At 73.9% G+C, this 8,209-nt stretch carries 11 protein-coding genes; 9 read left to right on the plus strand and 2 right to left on the minus strand.

What is annotated here, in order from left to right; translation table 11 throughout:
- Positions 1–169: 169 nt before the first annotated feature.
- Genes AC0IW9_RS29600 through AC0IW9_RS29625 form a run of 6 tightly spaced genes read left to right on the plus strand, consistent with a single transcriptional unit; the run spans position 170 to position 4,038 of the window.
- Positions 170–853 carry a hypothetical protein gene (locus AC0IW9_RS29600; RefSeq protein ID WP_471651901.1) on the plus strand — a complete coding sequence of 228 codons (684 nt, stop codon included), beginning with the start codon at positions 170–172 and terminating at the stop codon, positions 851–853.
- 24 nt (positions 854–877) lie between these two features.
- Complete coding sequence (moaD, locus tag AC0IW9_RS29605) at positions 878–1,129, plus strand: molybdopterin converting factor subunit 1 (protein ID WP_471651902.1); 252 nt, start codon at positions 878–880, stop codon at positions 1,127–1,129.
- Complete coding sequence (locus AC0IW9_RS29610) at positions 1,126–1,587, plus strand: molybdenum cofactor biosynthesis protein MoaE (protein WP_471651903.1); 462 nt, start codon at positions 1,126–1,128, stop codon at positions 1,585–1,587. Before moaD ends, AC0IW9_RS29610 begins: the two co-directional genes overlap by 4 nt.
- Complete coding sequence (locus tag AC0IW9_RS29615; protein WP_471651904.1) at positions 1,584–1,946, plus strand: VOC family protein; 363 nt, start codon at positions 1,584–1,586, stop codon at positions 1,944–1,946. Before AC0IW9_RS29610 ends, AC0IW9_RS29615 begins: the two co-directional genes overlap by 4 nt.
- Positions 1,943–3,274 carry a hypothetical protein gene (locus AC0IW9_RS29620; protein ID WP_471651905.1) on the plus strand — a complete coding sequence of 444 codons (1,332 nt, stop codon included), beginning with the start codon at positions 1,943–1,945 and terminating at the stop codon, positions 3,272–3,274. The genes AC0IW9_RS29615 and AC0IW9_RS29620 overlap by 4 nt, the downstream gene beginning before the upstream one ends.
- 8 nt (positions 3,275–3,282) lie before the next feature.
- The gene (locus AC0IW9_RS29625) at positions 3,283–4,038 is read left to right on the plus strand and encodes a sulfite exporter TauE/SafE family protein (protein ID WP_471651906.1); all 756 of its coding nucleotides are present in this window, start codon (positions 3,283–3,285) and stop codon (positions 4,036–4,038) included.
- Positions 4,039–4,042: 4 nt separating this feature from the next.
- On the opposite strand, the gene AC0IW9_RS29630 is transcribed toward AC0IW9_RS29625, so the two are convergent.
- Both AC0IW9_RS29630 and AC0IW9_RS29635 read right to left on the minus strand, forming a co-directional pair.
- Positions 4,043–4,621, minus strand: coding sequence for a LysE family translocator (locus AC0IW9_RS29630; RefSeq protein WP_471651907.1), 579 nt, complete (start codon positions 4,619–4,621; stop codon positions 4,043–4,045).
- 21 nt (positions 4,622–4,642) lie between these two features.
- On the minus strand, positions 4,643–5,545 hold the full coding sequence (locus AC0IW9_RS29635) for a branched-chain amino acid aminotransferase (protein ID WP_471651908.1): 903 nt from the start codon (positions 5,543–5,545) through the stop codon (positions 4,643–4,645).
- A gap of 112 nt (positions 5,546–5,657) precedes the next feature.
- Between AC0IW9_RS29635 and AC0IW9_RS29640 the strand changes: the two genes are divergently transcribed.
- The 3 genes from AC0IW9_RS29640 to AC0IW9_RS29650 all read left to right on the plus strand — a co-directional run.
- Positions 5,658–6,305 carry a MarR family winged helix-turn-helix transcriptional regulator gene (locus tag AC0IW9_RS29640; protein WP_471651911.1) on the plus strand — a complete coding sequence of 216 codons (648 nt, stop codon included), beginning with the start codon at positions 5,658–5,660 and terminating at the stop codon, positions 6,303–6,305.
- Between the two features lie 28 nt (positions 6,306–6,333).
- Positions 6,334–7,050 (plus strand): response regulator, encoded by a 717-nt coding sequence (locus AC0IW9_RS29645; protein ID WP_471651909.1) that lies wholly within the window; start codon positions 6,334–6,336, stop codon positions 7,048–7,050.
- Positions 7,051–7,053: 3 nt separating this feature from the next.
- The coding region (locus tag AC0IW9_RS29650; protein ID WP_471651910.1) for a histidine kinase dimerization/phospho-acceptor domain-containing protein at positions 7,054–8,209 on the plus strand (1,156 nt) is incomplete at its 3' end.

Raw genomic sequence — 8,209 nt, forward strand, 5'->3', positions numbered from 1 at the left:
CCGCCCTCCGCGACTGCCTCCCCGGCCCCCTCCCCGGCCTCGGCGCCCAAGACGAGCCCGCTGGCCCGGCCCTGACCGGCCGTCTTCGTTGCGCGCCCCCTTGAGCGGCAGGCGGCGGCAGCGCATGTTCCAGGCTGATCCCGCCGAGGCGGGACGACAGGAGTTGGTGATGCGACGGATTGGCGGATCGGCGGCGGTGCTTGGCCTGGCGGCGCTGCTCAGCGGCTGCAACACGGCCGGTCAGGCCGGCTACAGCGTGGTCAACGGCATCGCCAAGGCGGGCGACAAGATCGGCATGCCCTGGGGCGGCATGGAGGCGAAGCCGCCGGAGCAGAGCGACACCATCGCCCGGATCCAGGGCGACGGCCCGCGCCTCGCCAGCCTGCAGGTCGAGGAAGGCAATGTCTGGCCGGCGCAGGAAGGCCCGCGCGCGACCCTCGCCAACCCGGATGCGGCGCTGCGCAACATCCCCGCCTATCGCCCCGGCGAGCTGGACCGGATGTCCGCCCCGGCCGGCCGCTCCAGCTGGCAGCCGGAGGATCCGCCGGCGGTGCGGCCGATGCCGCCCGGGCTCAGCGGCAGCAGCAGCCCGCCGCCGCCGCCGATCCGGCAGATCGACCCGCCGCGCCAATACGTCGTGCCGCCCGCCGTCGCCCCGCTGCCGCCATCCGGCCGCACCGATGGCCGCATCGTGCAGACCCCGCGCGGCCCGGTCACCACCACCGGCGGCACCGACCGGGTGCAGAGCTTCACCGTCCCCGGCGGCGGCACCGGCACGATCCACAACGACGGTTCCACCACCACCATCTATGGCCCGAACGGCCAGGTGCAGACCATGCCGACGCCGCGCTGACTGGCGCCGTCCCAGGGATATCCGATGCGCGTGCTGTATTTCGCCTGGGTCCGGCAGAAGATCGGCCTCGGGGAGGAAACCCTCTCCCCGCCGCCCGAGGTGCGCGACGTCGCCGGGCTGGTCGCCTGGCTCAGCGCCCGCAGCCCCGGCCATGCGGCGGCCTTCGCCAATGCCAGGACCATCCGCGCCGCGGTGAACCAGGAATTCGCCACGCCCGACCACCCCGTCGCGGCCGGTGACGAGATCGCCTTCTTCCCGCCGGTGACCGGCGGATGACCGCCTCCCCCACCGTCCGGGTGCAGGAGGAGGCCTTCGACCTCGGCACCGAATCGGCGCTGCTGACGGCACGGCGCGAGGACGTGGGCGGCCTCGCCAGCTTCGTCGGCCTCTGCCGGGCGGACGACGGCCTCGCCGCGCTGGTGCTCGAGCACTATCCCGGCATGACCGAGCGGGCCATCGCCCGCATCGCCGGGGAAGCCTGCGCCCGCTGGCCGCTGACCGGCTGCACCGTGATCCACCGCATCGGCCGCCTGCCGCCGGGGGCGCCCATCGTGCTGGTGCTCACCGCTTCCTCGCATCGCGCCGCCGCGCTCGAATCCTGCGCCTTCCTGATCGACTGGCTGAAGACCCGCGCGCCCTTCTGGAAGCGCGAGGAATTCGCCGACGGCGCCTCCCGCTGGGTCGAGGCCAAGGCGGCGGACGATGCCGCCGCGGCGCGCTGGTCCGCCGCTTGACCATCGTCGCCCTGGCCCGGGTGGAACTGCCCTGTCGTGACCCGCTGCGGCAGCGGGACTTCTACGGCCGCATCCTCGGCCTGCCCGCCATCGGCCCCGGCCCGAGCCTGCATTTCGCCCTGGGCGGGGTGGAGCTGGTGTTGCGGGCCCGCGGCGACGTGCTCTTCCCGCAGGGCGGCGAAGCCGGCGTCCTGCTCGCCTTCTCCGTCGCGGAGGAGGAACTGGACCGCTGGCACCGCCGGATGCTGACCGTCCGTGTCGCGGTGCTGGATGCGCCGGGCCCGGGCGGGGCGCCGCCGCGGATGCTGCGGATCGCCGATCCGGAGGGGAATGTGGTCGAGCTTTTCGCCACCGCGTGAGCCACCTGCTAGGCGCCGCCCTGCTGCTCTGGCCGGCGCTGCTGAACGGCTACCCGCTGGTCTTCAGCGATACCGGCGCCTTCCTCGTCCAGACCATCCAGGGCTGGCCGGTCTGGGACAAGCCGCTGGCCTATGGCCCGGCGCTGCACGCCTTCCACTGGCGGGTCACGCTCTGGGGCCCGGCGCTGGCGCAGGGGCTGCTGGTGTCCTGGGTGCTCTGGCTGGCGCAGCGGGGCTTCCTCGGCACCGCCCGCCGCGGCCGCCACCTGCTAGTCTGCGCCGGGCTGGCCGCCGGCACCGCCGCGCCCTGGTTCACCGCCCAGCTCATGCCGGATATCCTGGCGCCGGTGCTGGTGCTGGCGCTCGCCCTGCTCGGCTTCGCCGCGGACCGGCTGTCCCGGGCGGAGCGGCTCGGGCTGCAGGCCACCGCCACCCTGGCCATCGCCGCGCATCTCTCGCACCTGCCGCTGGCCGCGGCGCTGGTGCTGCTGGTCCTGGCGGTGGCGCAGCGCTGGCGGCCGGCGCTGCGCTGCGCCCTGCCGTTCGGCGCCGCCATCCTGGTCCTGCTGGCCGGCAACCTCGCCTTCCACGGCCGCCTCGCCCTCTCGCCTTATGGCGCCGTCTTCGCACTCGCCCGCTCGGTCGCCGATGGCCCCGCCGCCCGCACCATCGCCGCGCGCTGCCCGGCGGCCGGCTGGCACCTCTGCCGCTGGGTCGGGCGGCTGCCCACCGATTCGGATGACTTCCTCTGGTCGGACGATGGCCCGGTCTGGGCGCCGCGGCTGGATGGCGCCCTGCCCGGCGGCCCCATCTCCCTGGCGCCGGAGGCCGCCGCCATCCTGGCCGAGACCCTGCGGCGGGAGCCGCTCGGCGTGCTGCGCGCGGCCCTCGGCAACGGCTGGGCCCAGCTCCGCCGCGCCCGGGTCGGCGATGCGCTGGGGCCGGAGAACCTGGAGGCCTCGGTCGGCCGCGAGTTGGCGCTGGGCTTCCCCGCGGCGGAGCAGGCCCGCTTCGCCGCCGGCCTCCAGTCCCGCGGCCTGCTGCCGGCGATGGCGGCCCCCTTCCTGGCGCTGCATCCGCTGGTGCTGCTGCTCGGCGCATTGGCGACCGTGCTGGGCTGGTGGCGGACGGCGCGGGCGGGCGATGCGCGGCTACCCGGGCTGTTGCTCGCGGTGCTGGTCGGTGTTTCGGTGAATGCGCTGGTCACCGGCGCCCTGTCGGGCCCGCATGACCGCTACCAGGCCCGCATCGCCTGGCTGCTGCCCTTCGCCGGGCTGCTCGCCTTCGGTTCGCCGGCCGGCGAAGCGGCACGCCGGCGGCCGGGCTAGAAGGGGCCATGGATCTTCCCGTCGACCCCGCCTACGCCGTCCTGGTCATCGGCACCTTCCTCTTCGCCGGCTTCGTCAAGGGCATCGCCGGCTTCGGCATGCCGACGGTCACCCTCGGCATCCTCGCCCTGGTGCGGCCGCTGCCGGAGGCGATGGCGCTGATGCTGGTCCCGGCGCTCGCCACCAATGTCTGGCAGGCGCTGGCCGGGCCGGCGCTGCGCCCGATGCTGCGGCGGCTGCGCGGCTTCCTCCTCGCCGCCGGGCTCGGCGCCCTGGCCGGGGCCGGCATCCTGGCGCGGTCCGATGCGGTGCTGCTCTCGGGCCTGCTCGGCCTGCTGCTGGTGCTCTCGGCCGGGCTGTCGCTCTCGGGCTGGCCGATGCCGCCGCCGGGGCCGCGGCGGGAGCCCTGGGTCTCGCCGCTGATGGGCCTCGCCTCCGGCCTGCTGACCGGGATGACCGGCAGCTTCATCATGCCGGCGGCGCCCTATTTCGCCGCGCTGCGCCTGCCGCCGCAGGAATTCGTCCAGGGCTTCGGCCTCGGCGTGGTGGTGGCGACCACGGCGCTGGCGATCGGCATGGCCGGGGCCGGGCTGCTGCCGGCGGAGATGGGGCTGGCCTCGCTCGCCGGCGTCGCCCCGGCCTTCGCCGGCATGGCGCTCGGCCAGCGGGTGCGGCGGGGGCTGCCGGATGCGCGCTTCCGCCAGGTGGTGCAGGCGGCGCTCGGGGTGCTCGGCGTCTGGCTGGCGGTGCGCGCCTTCCGCTGAACCGTCAGCCCAGCACCACCGGCACCAGGGACAGCACCAGCAGCGCCGCCATCGCCCGGTTGAACCAGCGCAGCGCCGCCGGGGTCCGCAGCAGCCGCGCCGTGCCGAGGCCGATCGCCGCCCAGCCCAGCAGGCAGCCCAGCGCCGCCACCCCGAAGATCACCGCCAGCACCCAGGGCCGGCCATAGGTGAGGATGGCGCCGCTGGCGATGATCCAGGCCTTGGGGTTCACCCATTGGAACAGCGCCGCCTGCAGCAGGGTCATCGGCCGGCTGCGGCCGGCGGCCTCCAGGCTGGCCGGCTCGGCGGTGGCGATCTTCCAGGCCAGCCAGAGCATCCAGGCGGTGCCGACCCAGCGCAGCGCCGCCTGCAGCCCGGGCGAGGCGGCCAGCACCTCGGCCAGCCCCAGGGCGACCAGCACGATCATCGCCGGGAAGCCGAGCGAGATGCCCAGCACATGCGGCAGGCTGCGCCGGATGCCGAAATTGGCTGCGGAGGCGGCGACCATGGCGTTGTTCGGCCCCGGCGTCGCGGTCATCGCCAGGGCGAAGCCGGTGGCCGAGGCCAGCCAGGCGGTATCCATGGCCGCCTCCCCCGCTCCCGCTCAGGCGCCGTTCTTGGCCACCTCGGCCGGGCCCAGGCGGACCAGCGCCTCGTAGTCGGTCATCAGCCTCCGGGTCAGGTCGCCCGGCGTGTAGCTGATGCCGGCGATCTCCCGCACCGGCGTCACCTCGGCGGCGGTGCCGGCGAGGAAGACTTCGGAGGCATCCTTCAGCTCCTCCAGGCGGATGGTACGCTCGACCACCTTGATCTGGTGGTGGCGGGCGAGGCCCATCACCGTGCGGCGGGTGATGCCGTCGAGGAAGCAGACCGGCGTCGGCGTATGCAGCTCGCCGCCCATGTTGAAGAAGACATTGGCCCCGGTCGCCTCGGCCACGTCGCCCTTGTAGTCGAGCATGAGGGCGTCGTCGAAACCCTCATCCGCCGCGGCATGCTTGCTCATGGTGCCGATCATGTAGAGCCCGGCGGCCTTGGAGGCGGTGGGCGCGGTATCCGGCGCCGGGCGCTTCCACTTGGCCAGCCCCAGCCGGACGCCTGCCATCCGCTGCTCCACGCCGAAATAGGCGCCCCATTCCCAGGTGGCGATCGCCAGGTGGATCTTCGTGCCGCGGGCGGCAACGCCCATCTCCTCCGACCCGCGCCAGGCGATGGGGCGGACATAGGCATCGGTGAAGCCGTTCTTCTCGACCGTCGCCTGGCAGGCGGCATCGATCTGCTCGACACTCCAGGGAATGTCGAAGCCGAGGATCTTCGCCGAGGCGATCAAACGCTCGGTATGGGCCCGCAGCTTGAAGATATTCCCGGAATAGGCCCTCTCGCCCTCGAACACCGCGCTGGCATAGTGCAAACCATGTGAAAGCACATGCAACTGGGCCCCGCGCCAGGGAACGAAATCGCCGTCCCACCAGATCCAGCCGTCCCGGTCGTCGTAAGGAACAAGTGCCATGATGGCTTTCTCCCGCAATATCGTTGCTTCCAGCCCCACCAAACTAGAAGGGTTGGAAAAAATATGTCAAGGTCACTGACCAAACCTGTCCCGAGGAACCCGCATGTCTGCCATGCCGGACCAGACTGACGCCAAGCCGCCGGAGCCGCGCGCCGAGGCCGGCGCCCCCACGGCGGCCCCGGTCGGCGCCGGCCGCAACCTGCTCTTCCTGCGGGAGGAGGAGCTGCGCCTCGCCCAGGATCTGCTGTTCTTCGGCTACCGCGACTTCACCGCCGGCGCGGACGAGATCCTGGCGGCGCTGGAGATGGGCCGGGCGCATCACCGCGTGCTGCATTTCGTCGGCCGCCGCCCAGGGATCACGGTCGGCGACCTGCTCGGCATCCTCGCCATCACCAAGCAGTCGCTCGGCCGGGTGCTGACCCCGCTGGTGGAGGACGGCTACGTGCAGCAATCGACCGGCCGCAACGACCGCCGCCAGCGGCTGCTCTCCCTCACCCCGAAGGGCGAGGCGCTGGAGCGGCGGCTCTTCGAGCGGCAGCGCGAATGGGTCATGCGGGCCTACCGGGAAGCCGGGCCGGTGGCGGTGGAGGGCTTCCGCCGCGTCATGCGCGGGCTTATGGGGGCGGATGCGCGCAGCCAGCTCGAACGGCTGGAACAGCCGCCGGACCGGCCGGGGCTTCGCCCCGCGCCCCACCCGGCGCCGGCGGCCGGGCCTTCCCTGGGCCCGCCGGGCACCACACATCCCACCCGGAACGGTTGACCGCCGCCCGAGATAGGAACCGCGATCCATGCCTGCCGAGGCCGCCACGCTTGTCGACAATGCCCATCTGCTGGTGGTGGACGACGATGCCCGGCTGCGGGCGCTGCTGCAGCGCTACCTGGCCGACCAGGGCTTCCGCGTCAGCATCGCCGCCGATGCCGCCGCCGCCCGCGCCCAGCTCGCCGCCGTCGCCTTCGACCTGCTGGTGCTCGACGTGATGATGCCCGGGGAGACCGGGCTCGAGCTGGTCGAGACCTTGCGCCGCGCCGGCAACGACGTGCCGGTGCTGATGCTGACCGCCCGCGGCGGGCCGGACGACCGGGTCGCCGGCTTCGAATCCGGTGCCGACGACTACCTCGGCAAGCCCTTCGACCCACGCGAGCTGGCGCTGCGGATCCGCACCATCCTCCGCCGCGTGGCGCCCCCCGTGCAACCGCTGGCCGCCGCCCCGGTGCAGCTCGGCATGCGCTGGTTCGATGCCGAGCGCTCCGAGCTGCGCGGGCCGGACGGCACCATCCGGCTGACCGGCGGCGAGGCGGCGCTGCTCGGGGCGCTCGCCCGCCGCGCCGGGGAGGTGCTGAGCCGCGAGGAGATCGGCACCGCCCTCGGCACGCCGGAGGCCGGGGAGCGCGCCATCGACGTCCAGGTCACCCGGCTGCGCCGCAAGATCGAGCCGGACCCGCGCGAGCCGCGCTTCCTGCATACCGTGCGCCACCGCGGCTACGTCCTGCGGCCCGGCCCCTAGCGCATGGGCCCGAGCCTGAAGCCCGGCCTGCGCCGGCTGCTGCCGCGGTCCCTGCTCGCGCGCTCCGTCCTCATCATCCTGGCGCCCATGCTGGTGCTCCAGGCCGTCGCGCTGCAGCTTTTCTACGGCGGCCACCTCGACGTCATCTCCCGCCGGCTGACCGGCGGCGTCGCCGGCGATGTCGCCTTCATCGCCGAGCTGGTGCGGCGGGAGCCGCCCGACCAGCATCCCTGGCTCTTCCGCGAGGCCGCCTGGCGGCTGGAGCTCGGCCTGGCCTTCGAGCCGGGCGGCCGCATCCAGCAGGGCGAGCGCCGCGCCAGCCGGTCCCTGCTGCCGCTGGAGGAGGACCTGAACAATGCCCTCGGCGAGCGGGTCCGCGCCCGCTTCGACGCCGACTGGCAGTCCGACCCGCGCAGCATCATCATCCGGGTCCAGCTGCCCGACGGCGTGCTGCATGTGGAGGCACCGCGGAAGCGGCTGTTCACCGCGACGCTCTACCTCTTCGTCATCTGGCTGGTCGGCTCGGCGCTGCTGCTCTCGGGCGTCGCCATCCTGTTCATGAAGAACCAGGTCCGCGCCATCCGCCGGCTGGCCGCCGCCGCGGAATCCTTCGGCCTGGGCCGCGACCCCGGCGCCATCAAGCCGGAAGGCGCCAGCGAGGTGCGCCAGGCCGCCGCCGCCTTCAACCGCATGCGCGAGCGCATCCGCCGCTTCGTCGGCCAGCGGACGGAGATGCTGGCCGGCATCAGCCACGACCTGCGCACCCCCCTCACCCGCATGCGGCTCGGCATCACCATGCTGCCGCGGGCGGCGGAGACCGAGGAGGACATCGCCGCCCTGACCCAGGACATGGAGGAGATGGAGCGGATGATCGCCGCCTACCTGTCCTTCGCCCGGGGCGAGGGCACCGAACAGGCGCGGCCGGCCGACCTGGTGACCCTGGTGCAGGAGGTGGCAGCCAAGGCGCGGCGATCCGGCGCGACGGTCGAGGTGGCGGCGCCCGCGACGCTGGCCCTGCCGCTGCGGCCGGATGCGGTCAGCCGCTGCCTGGGCAACATCATCGACAATGCCCGGCGGCATGCCCGCCGCATCGCCGTCGCGGTGGATACCGTGCCGCGGCATGGCCTGGCCGGGCCCGGGGGCGGCACTGGGGGCGGCG

This window comes from Belnapia sp. AC561 (genome assembly GCF_979252845.1).